This is a genomic window from Streptomyces sp. NPDC107528 (assembly GCF_055639295.1).
On sequence record NZ_JBVKAV010000001.1, the window covers coordinates 404,149 to 419,472 of the forward strand.

Below are 15,324 nucleotides of genomic sequence, written 5' to 3' on the forward strand. Positions count from 1 at the left end.
GCGCCGAGCGGCCCAAACGTGCCTCGCCGCCCTAGCGTGATCGTATGCGCGTACTGGTCACCGGCGGTGCCGGTTTCATCGGGTCCCACATCGTCGAGGCGCTCAAGGCGCACGGGCACGAACCCGTCGTGTACGACGTCCGTCCCGACCCCGAGTCGGACGTGCGCAACCCCTACGCCGTCCGCCAGGCACTGACCGGCGTCGACGCCGTGTGCCACCAGGCCGCCATGGTCGGCCTCGGCGCCGGCTTCGCCGACGCCACGGAGTACGTCTCCCGCAACGACCTGGGCACGGCCGTACTCCTGACCGCCATGGCCGACGCGGGCGTACGCCGACTGGTGCTGGCCGGATCGATGGTGGTGTACGGCGAGGGGCGCTACGTGTGCGAGCGGCACGGCGTCGTACGCCCCGGTCCGCGCGCCGTGGCCGATCTCGACGCGGGCCGGTTCGAGCCGCCCTGCCCGCAGTGCGGTGCCGACCTTGCCCCCGGGCTGGTCGCGGAGGACGCTCCGGCCGACCCGCGCAACGTGTACGCGACGACGAAGCTCGCCCAGGAACACCTCGCCGCGGCATGGGCACGCGCGACGGACGGCACCGCGGTGTCCCTGCGCTACCACAACGTCTACGGACCGGGCATGCCCCGCGACACCCCCTATGCAGGCGTCGCGTCCTTCTTCCGCTCGGCGCTCGCACGCGACGAGGCGCCCCGCGTCTTCGAGGACGGCCGCCAGCGGCGGGACTTCGTCCACGTCCGGGACGTGGCCGCCGCCAACGTGGCCGCGCTGGAGGCGAGTGCGCAAGCCCTCCCGGGGGGTGCGCTCACGGCGTACAACACCGGCAGCGGCGACCCGCACACCGTCGGCGAGATGGCCCACGCGCTCGCGGAGGCGTACGGCGGTCCGGAGCCGGTCGTGACCGGGGAGTACCGGCTGGGCGACGTACGGCACATCACGGCCGACTCGGCGCGGCTGCGCGCGGAGTTGGGCTGGAAGGCCGAGGTGGGGTTCGCCGACGGGATGCGGGAGTTCGCGGTGGCCGGAATGCGAGGGGCGTAGGCTCCCTCGGACTGGTGGTGCTGCCCGCCTCTCAGGAAGCGGCAGCGGGCAGCACCACCTCGAAGCGGCACCCCCCGGGGACGTTCCGTACCGAGGCCCGTCCGGCGTGCGCCTCCACGATGCCCCGCACGATGGCGAGGCCGAGCCCCGCCCCCGCCGGAGGGGTACGCGCATGGGTGCCGCGCCAGCCGGTGTCGAAGACCCGCGGCAGGTCCTCGTCGGGGATCCCGCCGCAGCCGTCGGTGACGGACAGGACCACGCCGTCGGCCGAGCGTTCGGCGGCGAGGGCGACGGTGCCGTCGGCGGGCGTCCGGCGGATCGCGTTCACCAGCAGATTGCCCAGCACCCGGCTCATCTCCTTGCCGTCCACCTCGACCGGCACCGGTTCGATCCGCTCGCCCACCAGCCGCACGCCGCACTCGCGGGCCAGCGGGTCGGCGCCCGCGAGCGCGTCGCCGACCAGGTCGTACAAGGAGATCCGGCTCGTGCTCAGCGCCAGCGTCCCCGCGTGGATGCGGGACAGTTCGAAGAGGTCGCCCACCATGCCGTTGAGCCGCTCGACCTCCATCCGGATCTGCTTGAGATAGCGGTCGGGATCGACGGCGACCCCGTCCTCCAGCGCCTCCGCCATCGCACGCAGGCCGGCCAGCGGGGTGCGCAGATCGTGCGAGATCCAGGCGACGAGCTCACGCCGGGACGACTCCAGCGCCCGCTCCCGCTCGCGGGACTCGGCGAGCTTGGCGCTGGTGGCTTCCAACTCGCGGCTCAACTCGGCGAGTTCGGCGGTGGCGACGCCGTCGGGCGAGGTGAAGTCGCCGCCGTCGCCGAAGGACCGGGCGGCGAGCGCGAGGGCGTGGCTGCGGGCGGCGACCCAGCGGCCGAGCAGCAGGGCGGTGGCCAGGGAGACCACGGCTGCCATGGCGACGACGGTCGTGACCACGCTCAGGTCGTGCCCGTTCAGGAACATCGCCTGGGCGACGGCGAGCGTGCCCGCGAGCATCGCGGTGATACCGACGCCGGCGACCACGGTGAGGTGCACGATGAGCGAGCGGCGCCGGATCAGCACGAGCAGGCACGCGCCGAGCACTCCGGCCGCGGCGGCGCCGAGGAAGGCGAAGAGGGCGATCAGGAGGGTGTCGCGCATGATCACGCCTCCCCGGCGGGAGAGGGAGAGGGAGAGGGAGCGGGGGCGGGACCCGGGCCGGCGGTGCCGGTCGCGTCGAAGCGGTAGCCGACGCCCCACACGGTCTGGATGAGCTGGGGCCTGGCCGGATCGTCCTCCACCTTGCCGCGCAACCGGCGGACATGGACGGTGACGGTCGACAGATCGCCGAAGTCCCAGCCCCACACCTCGCGCATCAGGTCTTCGCGGCTGAAGACCCGGCCGGGGTGCCGCAGGAAGAACGCGAGGAGGTCGAACTCGCGGATGGTGAGGGCGAGTTCGGCGTTGTTCTTGGTGGCGCGGCGGGCCGCCCGGTCGACCGAGAGGCCGGCCGCGCGCAGGGTGCCCTGCGGCCGGGCGGGGCCGGGGCGGGTGCGGCGGAGCACCGACTCGACGCGCAGGACGAGTTCGCGGGGGCTGAAGGGCTTGGTGACGTAGTCGTCGGCGCCGACCTCCAGGCCGAGGATGCGGTCGTCCTCGTCGCCGCGGGCGGTGAGCATGATGACCGGCACGGGCCCCTGGCCGCGCATCCGGCGGCACACCTCCAGGCCGTCCATGCCGGGCAGCATCAGGTCCAGCACGACCAGGTCCGGCCAGTGCGCGGCGGCCCGGGCGAGGGCGTCGGGGCCGTCTCCGGCGCGGTCCACGACGTATCCGGCGCGGTCGAGGTAACCCGAGACGACTTCGGCCACGGTGGGGTCGTCGTCGACGACGAGAACCCTGGCCCCGGGTCCGCCCCCGGCCTGCTGATACGGCTGTTGCTGCTCCATGCCGCCAGCCTCGCACCCCAGGCGCGCATGTGCCGCAGCCGCGGCCTGACGTCCTTGTTTCGTAAGGAGCCGTAGTCCGGTATGTCCGTTTCTGGCTCGTAGGGTGAAAGCCGTGACGACCCCATCCGCAGCAGCCGGTGAACCCCGCACGGCGTCCGTCGACGTCGTGCTTCCCTGTCTCGACGAGGCCGACGCCCTGCCCTGGGTCCTGGAGCGGATCCCGCCCGGCTGGCGGGCGCTCGTCGTGGACAACGGTTCCACCGACGGCTCGGCCGCCGTCGCCCGCGAACTCGGCGCGACGGTCGTGCACGAGGAGCGACGCGGGTTCGGTGCCGCATGCCACGCGGGGCTGACCGCCGCCACGGCCGACATCGTCTGCTTCTGCGACTGCGACGCCTCCCTCGACCCTGGCGACCTGGTGCCCTTCGTACGCCGGATCGCGGCCGGCGAGGCCGACCTGATCCTGGGCCGGCGCCGCCCCGCGTCCCGGGGTACCTGGCCGCTGCACGCCCGCGCCGGCAACCTCGCCCTCACCCACCTCCTCCACCGCCGCACCGGCCTGCGCCTGCACGACCTGGGCCCCCTGCGCGCCGCCCGCCGCGACCGCCTCCACACCCTCGCCCTCACCGACCGCCGCAGCGGCTACCCCCTCCAGATGGTCGTCCGCGCCGCCGACGCGAACTGGCGCATCGCCGAGTACGACGTGCCGTACCTGCCCCGCACGGGTGCGTCGAAGGTGACGGGCACTTGGCGGGGGACCTGGCAGGCGGTGCGGGACATGAGCCGGGTGCTGGGGGAGCGGGACGGGGGCGGCGGGCGCGGTGGTTCCGGTGCTGAGTCCGGCGGGCGCGGTGGGTCCGGCGCCGGGGGCGGTGGACGTGGCGGGGCTGATGTGGATCCGGGTGCGTGGGGCGGGGCGGGTGCCGCGGCCGATGGGCGGGGTGGGTCCGGCGTCGGACCTGATGGGCGTGGTGGGGTCGGGGCCGGTGAACGTGGCGGGACTGAGGTGGATCCCGGCGGGACGGGCGGATCCGGGGCCGATCCCGATCGGGACGGTGCCGAATCCGACCGGCGCGGCAGGACCTTCGCCGAGCCCGACCCGCAGACCCGGACCGTTGCCGAGCCCCCCGACCGTACCGAAGCCAACTCCGCCCGCCGCCCCGCAACCCACCCCGGCGCCGCCCCGTCGAAAGGAACCCGCTCGTGACCACGCTCCTCGTCATTGCCAAGGAGCCCCGACCGGGGCGGGTGAAGACCAGGCTGACGCCGCCCTTCACGCCCGAGGAGGCGGCCGTGCTTGCGGAGGCGGCGCTCGTGGACACGTTGGACGCCGTGGCGCGGACGCCGGCTCGGCGCCGGGTGTTGGTCCTGGACGGGAGGCCGGGCCCCTGGGTGCCGCCCGGTTTCGACGTCGTACGGCAGTGCGCGGGCGGCCTCGACGAACGGCTGGCCGAAGCCTTCGCGGGGTGTGACGGGCCGGCGCTGCTCGTCGGCATGGACACCCCGCAGGTGACACCGGAGTTGCTGACCGTGGACTGGTCGGGCTGCGACGCGTACTTCGGCCCCGCCGAGGACGGCGGCTTCTGGGCGCTCGGCATGGCCGAACCGGACCCGGCGCGGCTGCGCGGGGTCCCGATGTCGACGCCGCAGACCGGCGAAGCGCAGCGGGCCCGGCTCGCCGGGCTGCGCGTGCGCGACCTGCCCTGTCTGCGCGACGTCGACACGGCATCCGACGCCGACATGGTCGCCGAGGCGGCACCGGGCGGACGCTTCGCAACTGCGCTGGCCCGCCTCACCCCGACGGTGGACCGATGAGCGCCCGGCAGGAGACGACGACGGCAAGGATCGCCCGCCAGACGGGCCCAGTCACGATCCACCAAACGGACTCCACCACCGACAGCCACCCACGAGGGACTTCGCCCGAGCCCGGCACGGACGGCCACCGGTCGCTCCTCCCGCCCGATGCCGGTATCGGGCAGTTGGCCGTGGGCGTGATCCGCGATGAGGGTTGTGTCGCCGGCAGCCGCGCACGGGGGACGGTGCCCGAGTCCGGCGTGGGCGCAAGCCGCGATGTCGGCACGGATGGTCTCCCGTCGTACCTCCCAGCTGATGCCGGTATCGGGCAGTTGGCCGTGGGCGTGATCCGCGATGAGGGTTCTGTCGCCGGCAGCCGCGCACGCGGGACGGTGCCCGAGTCCGGCGTGGGCGCAAGCCTTGACGTCGGCACCGACGGCCGCCCGTCACGTCTCCCTGTCGAGGCCGGTATCCCGCACCCGCACCGCGGCTCGACGCGCCCCCCGGCGACTGGCCACCGGACACCGACGACCCGCCCCGACGCCCCAAGGGCCGCCACCGCGACCGGCGTCGGCGGCGGCCGCCTTCGGGCCGCTCCCGGCGACGCCGTTTCCTGGTCCGCCGACCCCTATGCCCGTGCCCTCACCGCCGGGCAGGGGCCCCTCTTTCTGCGCCGTACCGACGGCTGGCTGTTGCCGCTCGATGTGGAGCGGTGGTGTGCGGATGCCGATGCGGTGGACATGGAGGTGCTGCGGCGTTGTGAGGGGGCGGTGCTGGACGTCGGGTGCGGGCCCGGGCGGCTGGTGGCGGCGTTGGGCCGGCAGGGACGCCGGGTGCTCGGCATCGATGTCAGCGAGGTCGCCGTCGCCTGCACGCTGCGGCTCGGGGGACCGGCGTTGCGCCGCTCCGTCTTCGACTCGCTGCCCGGCGAGGGCCGCTGGGGCACCGCCCTGCTCATCGACGGCAACATCGGCATCGGCGGCGACCCCGCTGCCCTGCTCGACCGAATGGCCCAACTCCTCGCCCCCGGCGGCCTGTTGATCGTCGAGACCGTGCCCGACCAGGACCTCGACGAACGCGTCCACGTCCACGTCACCGACGCGGGCGGTGCCACCGGCACTCCCTTCCCGTGGGCACGCCTGGGCACCCCCGCCCTGCTGCGGCACGCCGAGCGCGCCGGTTGGGGTGCCGTCGGTCAGTGGATGACGGGCGGCCGTTCCTTCGTCGCCCTGCGCGGCAGCGGTAGCGGCAGCGGAGTCAGCGGTCCAGTCCACAGTCCCGCAACACTGGACGTCTAGACTCTCCCCTCAACGGCCCGGACCCGTGGTCAAAAGCGGGCGAAATCTGCCAGACCCGAAGGGCATTGGGCGTTTTGATACGGATAGATTCAGTCACCAAGCGGTATCCGGACGGCACGGTGGCGGTCGACCAGCTCTCGCTGGAGATACCCGACCGCTCGATCACCGTCCTCGTCGGACCGTCGGGCTGCGGAAAGACGACCACCCTGCGGATGATCAACCGGATGGTCGAGCCCAGCGAGGGCACCATCCTCCTCGACGACGTGGACATCCAGCAGCAGCCGGTCAACACCCTGCGCCGGTCCATGGGATACGTCATCCAGAACGCCGGCCTCTTCCAGCACCGCACGATCCTCGACAACATCGCCACCGTGCCCCGCATGCTCGGCTGGGGCAAGGAGAAGTCCCGGGCGCGGGCGCGCGAGCTGATGGAGCGGGTCGGCCTCGACGGGGCACTCGCCAAGCGGTACCCGTACCAGCTCTCCGGCGGCCAGCAGCAGCGCGTCGGCGTGGCCCGCGCCCTCGCGGCGGACCCGCCGGTGCTGCTGATGGACGAGCCCTTCTCGGCCGTCGACCCCGTGGTCCGCAAGGGCCTCCAGGACGAACTCCTGCGCATTCAGGAGGAGTTGGGCAAGACCATCGTCTTCGTCACCCACGACATTGACGAGGCCGTCAAGCTCGGCACGATGGTCGCCGTGATGCGCACGGGCGGCAAGCTCGCGCAGTTCGCCCCGCCGGCCGAACTGCTGACCCACCCCGCGGACGAGTTCGTGGAGGACTTCCTCGGCGCGGACCGCGGCATCCGGCGGCTGTCGTTCTTCCCCTCGGCCGGCCTGGAACTGCTGACCGAGCCCCTCGTGGCCGTCGACGCCACCGCCGAGCGGATCACCGCCGCCACCACCGATGACGTGCCATATCTCCTGGTCACCGACCCGGACGGCAAGCCCCTCGGCTGGGGCGAGCCGCAGGATCTCACCGCCGGGGAGATCGAGACCGACCGACTCCTGCCGTACGGGCGCCCGTTCGTGACCGCGACCGACTCGCTGCGGGCCGCTCTCGACTGTGCCGTGCTCTCGCCCACCGGGTGGGCCGTCGCCGTGGACGCCGACGGCCGGGCCACCGGGGTCGTCTCGCAGCAGACCATCGGCGAGGCCATCCGCGGTGCGCACGCGCACGACGGCAAGGTCGCGGAGGCCGGGGAGCCCGGTAGCTCCGGGACGACCGGGACGACCGGGACGACCGAGAAGGTCGCGCCATGACCGAGCTCTTCGACATGCCGAGCGACCTGCAGAACAGCTACTTCGGACTGGTCGGCCTGCATCTGCGCGAGGCACTGATCCCCGTGCTCGCCGGGCTGCTCGTGGCCCTGCCCGTCGCCCAGCTGTGCGTGCGGGTGCGCTGGCTGTACCCGCCCGTGCTGTGGGTGACGACCGTGCTGTACGCGATTCCCTCGCTCGCCTTCTTCGTCATCCTCATCGACTACACCGGCCTGAGTGAGATCACGGTGATGATCCCGCTGGCCGTGTACAGCCTGGTGGTGCTGGTCCCGGCCATCGTGGACGGTGTGCGGTCGGTGCCGCAGGAGACACTGGCCGCCGCCACCGCCATGGGCTTCGGGCCCGTACGACGCTATCTCCAGGTCCAGTTGCCCATCGCGGCGCCCGCGATCATCGCCGGACTGCGGGTGGCGTCCGTGTCGAGCGTCTCCCTCGTCAGCGTCGGCATGCTCATCGGCAACGCGGGCGCCCTCGGCAACCTGCTCAACAGCGGCCTGATCTACAACCAGCCCCGCCTGGTGTGGCTCTCCGTGGTGGGTACGGCCGTCCTGGCCATCCTCGTGGACGCCGCGCTGATCGGCCTGCGTCTGCTCCTGACGCCCTGGATGCCGCGCGGCACCCGTAAGAACGCCCGCCCGCTCGCCGTGAAGGAGGCCGCCCGGTGAACGTCCTGAACTTCATCAACTCCTTCTTCAGCGACAGTGCGCACTGGCAGGGCTACGACGGCATCCCCGCGCGGCTCGCCGAACACGTCCAGTACACGCTGCTGGCACTCGGCATCGCCGCCGCGGTCGGACTGCCGGTCGGCCTGCTCACGGGCCACACCGGGCGCGGCGGCAACGCGCTCGCCCTGATCGCCACCTCGGCCCGGGCGCTGCCCAGCTTCGGCCTGATGGTGCTGATGTTCATCCTGCTGGGCCTGGGCATGGCCCCCGTCATGATCCCGCTGGTCGTGCTCGCCATCCCGCCCATCCTGGTCACCACCTACGAGGCCATGCGCTCCGTCGACCCCGCGCCGGTGGACGCCGCTCGCGGCATGGGCATGGCCGAGACCGGAATCCTGTTCAGGGTCGAACTGCCCGTGGCCCTCCCGCTGATCCTCAGCGGCCTGCGCTCGGCAGCCATCCAGATCGTCTCGACGGCCACCATCGCCGCGTACGTCAGCTTCGGCGGCCTCGGCCGCTACATCATCGACGGCCTCTACCAGCGCAACTACGAGAAGGTCGTGGGCGGCGCCACCCTGGTCGCCGCGATGGCGCTCACGACGCTGGCGCTCTTCTGGGCAGCGGCACGGTTCGCGGTGTCACCGGGGGTGCGCAGGCGCGGCTAGTTCAAGCACCCCCGGTGGCCCGCTCACGCGACCAGGGCCTGTTGCGGAATTGGCCTCTGCCGCTCACGCAACAGGCCTCAGCCGCGCGGGGACGGCCGTAAGGCGAGCGCGTCGACCTCGAACAGCATGCCCGGCAGCGCGAGCGAGGCGACGCTGCTCAGGGTCTGGGCGGGCAGGCGGTCGCCGAACCGGGCGTGCAGTGCCTTGCCGGTGGCCTCCAGCTTGGCAGCGTCGTGGTCGATGATGAAGGTGCCCAGGCGGACGACGTGCTCGTATCCGAGGCCGACGCCCTCCAGCGCCGAGCGCAGCCGGCCGAGGGCCAGTTCCACCTGGGCCGGGAAATCACCGGGCACAGGTGCGCCGTTTGCTGACGCCTGGCAGCGCAAGTTCGCATTCCGCGCCTGCCGCCTGCCGCCCGCCGCCTGCTCCCGCCGTCAGCCCTCCGTGCGCGCCAGCGCCAGTTCCAGCACGACGAGCAGGGCGTCGCGGACCGAGCCGCGTTCGCGGGCGTCGAAGACGACGACCGGGACGCCGTCGGTGACGTCGAGGGCCCAGCGGATCTCGTCCAGCGTGTGCTCGACCTTGCCGTCGAAGGCGTTGGCGGCCACCGCGAAGGGGATGCCCTTGTGCTCGAAGTAGTCGACGGCGGCGTAGCAGTCGTCGAGCCGGCGGGTGTCCACGATGACGAGCCCGCCGACGGCACCCTCCACGATGTCGTCCCACATGAACCCGAACCGCTCCTGCCCGGGTGTGCCGAACAGATACAGCTTCAGGGTGGGGTCGATGGTGAGGCAGCCGAAGTCCATCGCCACGGTGGTCGTCGTCTTGCGCGGCGTGTGCGTGAGGTCGTCCACGCCGGCCGCGACCTCCGTGATCGCGGCCTCGGTGGTCAGCGGCTCGATCTCGGATATGGCGCCCACGGTGGTGGTCTTGCCCACCCCGAAGCCGCCGGCGATCACCATCTTGACCGGCAGCGGCGGTCGTACGGTGGCCGCCGGCGCGGCGGTTGCGCCGGCGGCCGGTTCAGTCGTCGTCACGGAGTGACCCCTCGTGAGTCGGGTACGGCGCGCAGGCCGTCGATGACCCTGCGCAGGACGGATGCGTCGTGGGTGACGCCGGAGTCGGGCACGTGCACCGTCAACTGCCCGGCGGCGCGCAGGTCCTCGGCGAGGACGCGCACCACGTTGAGGTGGAGCCGCAGCCGGGCCGCGATCTCCGCGATGGACTGCGGCAGCCGGCAGACGGCGACGATGTCGTGCTCCTCGAAGGCAAGCCGGTCAAGCGCGTCGAGCCCCTCGGTGGTGGCCACCACCTGCGTCTCCACGGGCATCGACCGACCGTCGGCGTCACCGACGACCCGCCCGGCGGTCACCAGGAAGGGCCGCACGGCGGAAGCGGGACCGACCGACTCGGACACGCCGGGGTCCGGTACATCGGAGTGCGGCCCGTCAAGGTCCGGCCCATCGTGCTCCGGCCCATCGTGCTCCGGCCCGTCGTGCTCCGGCCCATCGTGCTCCGGCCCGTCGTGCTCCGGCCCGTCGTGCTCCGGCCCGTCGAGGTCCGGCGCTGGGGTGCCGTCCGCCATGGCGTTGTCCGTCCTCCTCGGCCGGGTGCCTGCCTCTCGCCGGGGCTCCCGGGTTTCTTCCCGGCCCGGTCAGCGGGGCGACGTGGCGCCGACGCTGTTCTTCAGCTCCAGCACGAGCTGCGGGCTGAGGGCGGAACCGGCGCGGTTGGCGAACACGGTCATCTCGTAGGCGATGTTGCCCAGCTTGGCCTCCTTGTCAGTGACGACGCCGAGCACGGCGCCGCTGCCGATCGTGGAGACCAGGACGTGGCCGCCCTCCAGGTCGATGATGACCTTGTTGAGGCCGCCGAGGCCGTAGTTGCCGGAGGCGCCGGCGGCCAGGCTGGTGATGCCGGAGACGATCGCGGCGAGCCGCTCCGAGTCGGCGTGCTCACGCAGCTCGGACACGGCGATGAGGAGGCCGTCGGACGAGACGGCGATGGCGTCCACGACACCGGCCGTCTCCTTCGCGAAGCGATTTAGCAGCCAGGTGAAGTCGGCTGCGGCGGCCTGCAGTTCGGCCGGTGTGGGGCCTCCCGCCGGGGTGCCACCTGTCGACGTGCTCACTGCTCCGCTCCTTCCGGGGGGTCGTTCTGGTCGTGCACATGGGGGGCTGGGGTCGTTGCTGTGGCGGACTGCGCTCCGGTGCCGCCGTCACCGGCGTTCCGGCTGTCGCGATGCGCGCGCTCCACGGCGGCCTCGAACTCGTCGAGCGCCGTCCGCACGGCCTCCGCGTCGAGCGTCCGCGCGTCCTGCCGCAACGCAGTCTGCCGCTCGGAGGCCTCGACGGTCGTACGCAGGGTCGCACCACGGACACGGCGACGCAGAGGGCGGGCGGCGGGGGCGTCGCCCGTGGGCGTGGTTGTGGGCGTCGTGCCGGGCCGGGCCGCGGTCACGGACGGGTCCGGCCGGTCGGCCCGCGCGTGATCGGCGGATGCCGCCGCGCCGTCGCCGCTCCCGGACGGCTCCGCGGCAGGACCGCTCCGCGCGATACGGCGGGGCAGGGGGCGCAGCCCGTCGGCGTCCGCAGCGTCGTCCTGCCGTACGGCATCCCCCGGCACGGCCGTGGACGGCCGGGGGCCGGTGGCCGCACCCGCACGGCTTGCGTGCTCGTCCTTCGTCCCCGAGCCGCCGCGGGCAACCGCAGCCAACGCCGCCGTGGCCGTCGATCCCGTAGTGCTCCCCGTCACCAGCAGCGCCGACGGCACCGTCACCTCGGCCGTCACACCACCGCCCGGTGTGCGGGAGAGCGTGACCGCGATCTCCCAGCGGCGCGCGAGCGTGCCGACCACGAACAGCCCCAGGACCTTCGTGGGTACGAGATCGAGCCGTTCGCGGCGGATCAGGCGGGCGTTCTCCTCGTCGAGGCGCTCGGGGCTCATGCCCAGGCCGTGGTCGGAGACGACGATGACCGCGTCGTCGCCGGAGGCCGCCACCGTCACCTCGACCGGGCTGCCCTCGGGCGAGAACGACACCGCGTTCTCCAGGAGTTCGGAGATCATCAGCGTCAGGTCGCCGATGACCTCCGGCTCCACGACGGCCTCGGTCCGCGCGCGCAGCTCCACGCGCTGGTAGCCCTCGATCTGGCCGAGCCCGGCGCGTACGACGTTGGTGAGCGCGGTGGGACCGGAGTCGAGGACCGCCTCGTGGATGCCGGCGAGCAGCATCAGGCTGTCGGCGTTGCGGCGCAGACGGACCGCGATGTGGTCGATGGAGTACAGCCGTTCGAGGAGAGCGGGATCGGTCTCGCCCCGCTCCACCGCGTCGATCAGGGCGAGCTGGCGGGTGGTGAGATTGCTGACCCGGCGTCCCACGTTGCCGAACATCTCGGCGACGTTGCGCCGGCTGAGCACCTGCCGTTCCAGCAACGCGGCCGCCATGGTCTGCACCTGGTTGAACGTCTCGGCGAGTTCGCCGATCTCGTCGCGCGCGGTGACCGGCATCGCGCGCAGCCGCGGCGGACCGTCGTCCTCGGCGTCGTCGTCGGCCACCCGGGCGAGCTCGCGCTCGGCGACCTCGGCGACCTGCCGCGCGGCACCCGTGAGGGCCTGCACCGGGCGGACCACCGAGCGGCGCACCAGCATCGCCAGGACCAGCCAGACGGCGAGGCCGAGCAGGGCGAGCCCCAGCAGCAGCACCGCGCGCCACGCCGCCTTGTCGGAGGCGCTCTCGGCCTGGTCGGCGATCTGGCCGATGAGCGAGGTGGTGATCGCCAGCCGGGTCTTGGCCTGGTCACGATAGGCGGGGTAGGAGTCGAGCGCCGCGTCGAGGGACGTGCGGATCTCCGCGGGCGAACCGCCCTGGGCGGCGCCGGGGTCGATCTGCAGCTCGGCGAAGTGCCGGCTGATGACGCTCTGCGCGGCCGTGTACTTGATCCCGGCGAGCTGCGCTGCCTGGGCGTCGGTGGCGAACCGGGAGAAACGTTCGGCCTGATGCGTGTACTCGTCGTAGGAGCCGACCGCGCCGATGAACTCGATGAGGGCGTTGGAGTCACCGGTCGACGCGGAGAAGACGCCGGTCTCGAAGGCACTGTGGGCGGCACCCGCGCGCAGCAGCGAGTCCAGCAGGTTGCCGGTGAAGGCGGTCGCCAGATCGGGGTTGCGGTCCAGGCCCAGGCCGTCGATCAGGTTCTGCGCGGCGTGGGTGTACGCGGGGTCGATGCTCTCGGCGGGCAGATAATCCCGCTCGATGGTGTCACGCAGGCTGCTCAGGCCCTCGATTCCCCGCAGCGCCTGCGCCTCGGTCTCCGGCAGCCGTTCCCCGAAGGCGTCGCGCACCCGGTCGACCTGGGAGTTCACGAGGGACTGTGCCGTGCGGTAGGCGGCGGACGAGGGCGCGTCGCCCTCGGAGGCCTCGTGCCGTACGGAGAGCAGGACGGCCTGCTGGTGCTCGGACGCCAGCCGGTCGGCGAGTGTGGCGACCTCGGTGCTCTCCCGGACCAGCCGGGCGGCGTCGGCCGCGTCACGTGACTGCGCCGTCTGGTCGGCTATGAGATAGGCGAGGAGGACCGCCACCACGGTCAGCGGTACACCGACGAGAAGGTTGAGCTTGCGCCTGAAGGGCCAGCGGTCGGCGAAACCGCGTAGACGACGTGGGCGCCGAGCGCCCACCTCGTTCGTGGACACCGAGTTGCCTCCTTCGTGGGCGTCACACGGCGCGCGAGGTCTCACGTGACCGTTGTTGACCGATATCGCCCCCGCCAACGTCGGGGACACTACCGCCTCTTGCTTTTCGTGACCGGAACTGTACGTCAAGAATCCGTTACAACACCCTCCGCCCCAACCGTCCCCCTTCACATCGGGGCACAAGCGACCATTGTTCGAGGCCAATCGGTGACCGGATTGCTCTTGACTGGGACAGAACCGGCTGGATTGGATCAGTGGAGAGTTCTGCCCAGACCTCGGGGTCGGCTTCTCCAACCCCCTCAAACCGGAACGGGAATCGTGACTTCCACCGCCGTAAGCAGCAGGTCCTTCAGGAACCATCCCGGCGCGGCCGCTGTCGCGCTCGCCGCCACGGCGGCGCTGCTGGCGGGATGTTCCTCCTCCGACGACAAGTCCGACCCCCTGGCCGGGGACAAGCCGAGCGGCGACACCGTGGTCGTCGGCTCGAACAACTTCGCCGAGAGCATCCTGCTCGCCGACATCTACGGCGAGGCCCTCAAGGCCAAGGGCATCAAGGTCACCTACAAGCCCAACATCGGCAGCCGCGAGACGACCTACGGTCTGCTGAAGAACGGCTCCATCACGGTCCTGCCGGAGTACAACGGCTCGCTGCTCGCCTACCTCGACGACAAGGCGGAGCAGAAGTCGGCCGACACCGTGAACGCCGCGGTCAAGAGCAAGCTGGACGCGAAACTGACGCTGCTGGAGTCCTCGCCGGCCGAGGACAAGGACTCCGTCAGCATCAACGCCGAGACGGCGAAGAAGTACAAGCTGACGGCCGACTCCAGCCTTGAGGACCTCAAGGACATCGCCCCGGACCTGGTGATCGGCGGCTCGCCCGAGTTCCAGACCCGGCACCAGGGCCTGAAGGGCCTGGAGTCCGAGTACGGCCTGAAGTTCAAGTCCTTCAAGGCGCTGGACGCGGGCGGCCCGCTCACCCAGGCGGCGCTGACGAAGAACACCGTGCAGGCCGCGGACATCTTCACCACCGACCCGACGATCATCAAGGAGGGCTTCGTCGTCCTGAAGGACCCGAAGAGCCTCTTCGGCTTCGCCAACGTGACCCCGCTCGTCTACAAGAGCGGCCTCTCCCAGGAGGGCGTCGACGCGCTCAACGCGGTCTCGGCCAAGCTGGACACCAAGACGCTCCTCGACCTGGACTCCCAGGTGCAGCTGGAGAGCAAGGACCCGCTGGACGTGGCGAAGGCCTGGCTGAAGACGGCCGGCCTCAACTGACGTGGCCGGGGGTGGGGCCGTGGCCGGCCGGTGCCGCCACAGCCCCACCCCGTCACCCGGGCCCTTCAGTAACCGGCCTGGAACGTGGCGTCCTGGCGCTCGCCGGCCGTGGAGACCGGGTCGATGCGCAGGGCGTAGTCCGCGTGCCTGAGGTAGCGGGTCGGGTTGTTGTACGAACGGAACGACGCCCAAGAGGCGTCGGCGAGCCCGGCCGTCCGGTAGAAGGTCGCGTCCCCCGCGAACGCCGACGTGCCGTCGCTCTCGTCGAGGCGCAGGGCGTAGCTGTAGTGCCGCAGATAGCGGGTCGGGTAGTTGACCGACTGGAAGGACACCCCGGAGGAGTCGGCGAGGCCCGGCACCAGCTTCCACTGCGAGTCGGGGAACGGGTCGAAGGGGTACGCGTCGATCCGGCCGGCGAAGCCGCTGTGCCGGATGTAACGCGCAGGGTAGTTGTACGACTTGAGCCGGTTCCAGGCCGGAGCGCCCCAGTGCGAGACCAGGTTGGTGTACTGGGCCTGGGTGATCGGCTGGATGCCGCAGTGCTTGGAGTTGAGCGGCTGGGTGTAGAGGCGCTGGTCGAGCGCCGTCCACGTGCCGGCGGCGAGGTCGGCCGACTGCCAGGCGTAGAAGACGCCGTTGGGCGTGTACGTGTCTCCCCACAATGGGGGTAAGGG

Annotated in this window: 12 protein-coding genes and 4 pseudogenes; 8 read left to right on the plus strand and 8 right to left on the minus strand. The window is 72.1% G+C overall.

Annotation, left to right across the window (positions count from 1 at the left end):
• Positions 1-44: 44 nt before the first annotated feature.
• On the plus strand, positions 45-1,055 hold the full coding sequence (locus ACZ7L5_RS01890) for an NAD-dependent epimerase/dehydratase family protein (protein ID WP_471513520.1): 1,011 nt from the start codon (positions 45-47) through the stop codon (positions 1,053-1,055).
• A gap of 31 nt (positions 1,056-1,086) precedes the next feature.
• Here ACZ7L5_RS01890 and ACZ7L5_RS01895 read toward each other — a convergent pair whose 3' ends face one another.
• Together ACZ7L5_RS01895 and ACZ7L5_RS01900 are read right to left on the minus strand one after the other, a co-directional pair.
• Positions 1,087-2,199: a sensor histidine kinase gene (locus tag ACZ7L5_RS01895; protein WP_328878505.1), complete on the minus strand. Its 1,113-nt coding sequence runs from the start codon at positions 2,197-2,199 to the stop codon at positions 1,087-1,089.
• A gap of 2 nt (positions 2,200-2,201) precedes the next feature.
• Positions 2,202-2,987, minus strand: a complete 786-nt coding sequence (locus ACZ7L5_RS01900) for a response regulator transcription factor (protein ID WP_471513523.1) — start codon at positions 2,985-2,987, stop codon at positions 2,202-2,204.
• A 103-nt stretch (positions 2,988-3,090) separates the two neighbouring features.
• Between ACZ7L5_RS01900 and ACZ7L5_RS01905 the strand changes: the two are divergent.
• The 6 genes and pseudogenes from ACZ7L5_RS01905 to ACZ7L5_RS01930 form a co-directional block, all read left to right on the plus strand.
• Positions 3,091-3,804 (plus strand): annotated as a pseudogene (locus tag ACZ7L5_RS01905) (glycosyltransferase family 2 protein); the annotation flags it as partial.
• Positions 3,805-4,190: 386 nt separating this feature from the next.
• Entirely contained in the window at positions 4,191-4,802 is a 612-nt protein-coding gene (locus tag ACZ7L5_RS01910) for a TIGR04282 family arsenosugar biosynthesis glycosyltransferase (protein ID WP_471513525.1), read from the plus strand.
• 449 nt (positions 4,803-5,251) lie between these two features.
• Positions 5,252-6,079: a class I SAM-dependent methyltransferase gene (locus ACZ7L5_RS01915; protein ID WP_471514482.1), complete on the plus strand. Its 828-nt coding sequence runs from the start codon at positions 5,252-5,254 to the stop codon at positions 6,077-6,079.
• Positions 6,080-6,153: 74 nt separating this feature from the next.
• Positions 6,154-7,338 (plus strand): ABC transporter ATP-binding protein, encoded by a 1,185-nt coding sequence (locus tag ACZ7L5_RS01920; protein ID WP_471513527.1) that lies wholly within the window; start codon positions 6,154-6,156, stop codon positions 7,336-7,338.
• Positions 7,335-8,021: an ABC transporter permease gene (locus ACZ7L5_RS01925; RefSeq protein ID WP_328878501.1), complete on the plus strand. Its 687-nt coding sequence runs from the start codon at positions 7,335-7,337 to the stop codon at positions 8,019-8,021. Before ACZ7L5_RS01920 ends, ACZ7L5_RS01925 begins: the two co-directional genes overlap by 4 nt.
• Positions 8,018-8,686, plus strand: a complete 669-nt coding sequence (locus ACZ7L5_RS01930) for an ABC transporter permease (protein WP_328878500.1) — start codon at positions 8,018-8,020, stop codon at positions 8,684-8,686. The genes ACZ7L5_RS01925 and ACZ7L5_RS01930 overlap by 4 nt, the downstream gene beginning before the upstream one ends.
• A 77-nt stretch (positions 8,687-8,763) precedes the next feature.
• On the opposite strand, the pseudogene ACZ7L5_RS01935 reads toward ACZ7L5_RS01930, so the two are convergent.
• The 5 genes and pseudogenes from ACZ7L5_RS01935 to ACZ7L5_RS01955 form a co-directional block, all read right to left on the minus strand.
• Positions 8,764-9,060 (minus strand): annotated as a pseudogene (locus tag ACZ7L5_RS01935) (RidA family protein); the annotation flags it as partial.
• Positions 9,061-9,120: 60 nt separating this feature from the next.
• Positions 9,121-9,723 (minus strand): GTP-binding protein, encoded by a 603-nt coding sequence (locus ACZ7L5_RS01940; RefSeq protein ID WP_362388999.1) that lies wholly within the window; start codon positions 9,721-9,723, stop codon positions 9,121-9,123.
• Positions 9,710-10,103: pseudogene (locus tag ACZ7L5_RS01945) on the minus strand (DUF742 domain-containing protein). Before ACZ7L5_RS01945 ends, ACZ7L5_RS01940 begins: the two are co-directional and overlap by 14 nt.
• A 237-nt stretch (positions 10,104-10,340) precedes the next feature.
• Positions 10,341-10,817 (minus strand): roadblock/LC7 domain-containing protein, encoded by a 477-nt coding sequence (locus ACZ7L5_RS01950; protein WP_328421984.1) that lies wholly within the window; start codon positions 10,815-10,817, stop codon positions 10,341-10,343.
• A complete protein-coding gene (locus ACZ7L5_RS01955; RefSeq protein ID WP_471513531.1) occupies positions 10,814-13,375 on the minus strand; it encodes a sensor histidine kinase in 2,562 nt (853 codons plus the stop codon). Before ACZ7L5_RS01955 ends, ACZ7L5_RS01950 begins: the two co-directional genes overlap by 4 nt.
• Before the next feature lie 318 nt (positions 13,376-13,693).
• On the opposite strand from ACZ7L5_RS01955, the gene ACZ7L5_RS01960 reads away from it, so the two are divergent.
• Positions 13,694-14,650, plus strand: a complete 957-nt coding sequence (locus ACZ7L5_RS01960) for an ABC transporter substrate-binding protein (protein WP_391400252.1) — start codon at positions 13,694-13,696, stop codon at positions 14,648-14,650.
• A gap of 65 nt (positions 14,651-14,715) precedes the next feature.
• On the opposite strand, the pseudogene ACZ7L5_RS01965 reads toward ACZ7L5_RS01960, so the two are convergent.
• A pseudogene (locus tag ACZ7L5_RS01965) lies at positions 14,716-15,312 on the minus strand (AbfB domain-containing protein); the annotation flags it as partial.
• Positions 15,313-15,324 lie beyond the last annotated feature (12 nt).

What these genes read in the sequence shown, in the direction of transcription:
- ACZ7L5_RS01890 (WP_471513520.1), top strand. Translation starts at nt 45, where the DNA reads ATGCGCGTACTGGTCACCGGCGGTGCCGGTTTCATCGGGTCCCACATC.
- ACZ7L5_RS01895 (WP_328878505.1), bottom strand. Translation starts at nt 2,199, where the DNA reads ATGCGCGACACCCTCCTGATCGCCCTCTTCGCCTTCCTCGGCGCCGCC.
- ACZ7L5_RS01900 (WP_471513523.1), bottom strand. Translation starts at nt 2,987, where the DNA reads ATGGAGCAGCAACAGCCGTATCAGCAGGCCGGGGGCGGACCCGGGGCC.
- ACZ7L5_RS01925 (WP_328878501.1), top strand. Translation starts at nt 7,335, where the DNA reads ATGACCGAGCTCTTCGACATGCCGAGCGACCTGCAGAACAGCTACTTC.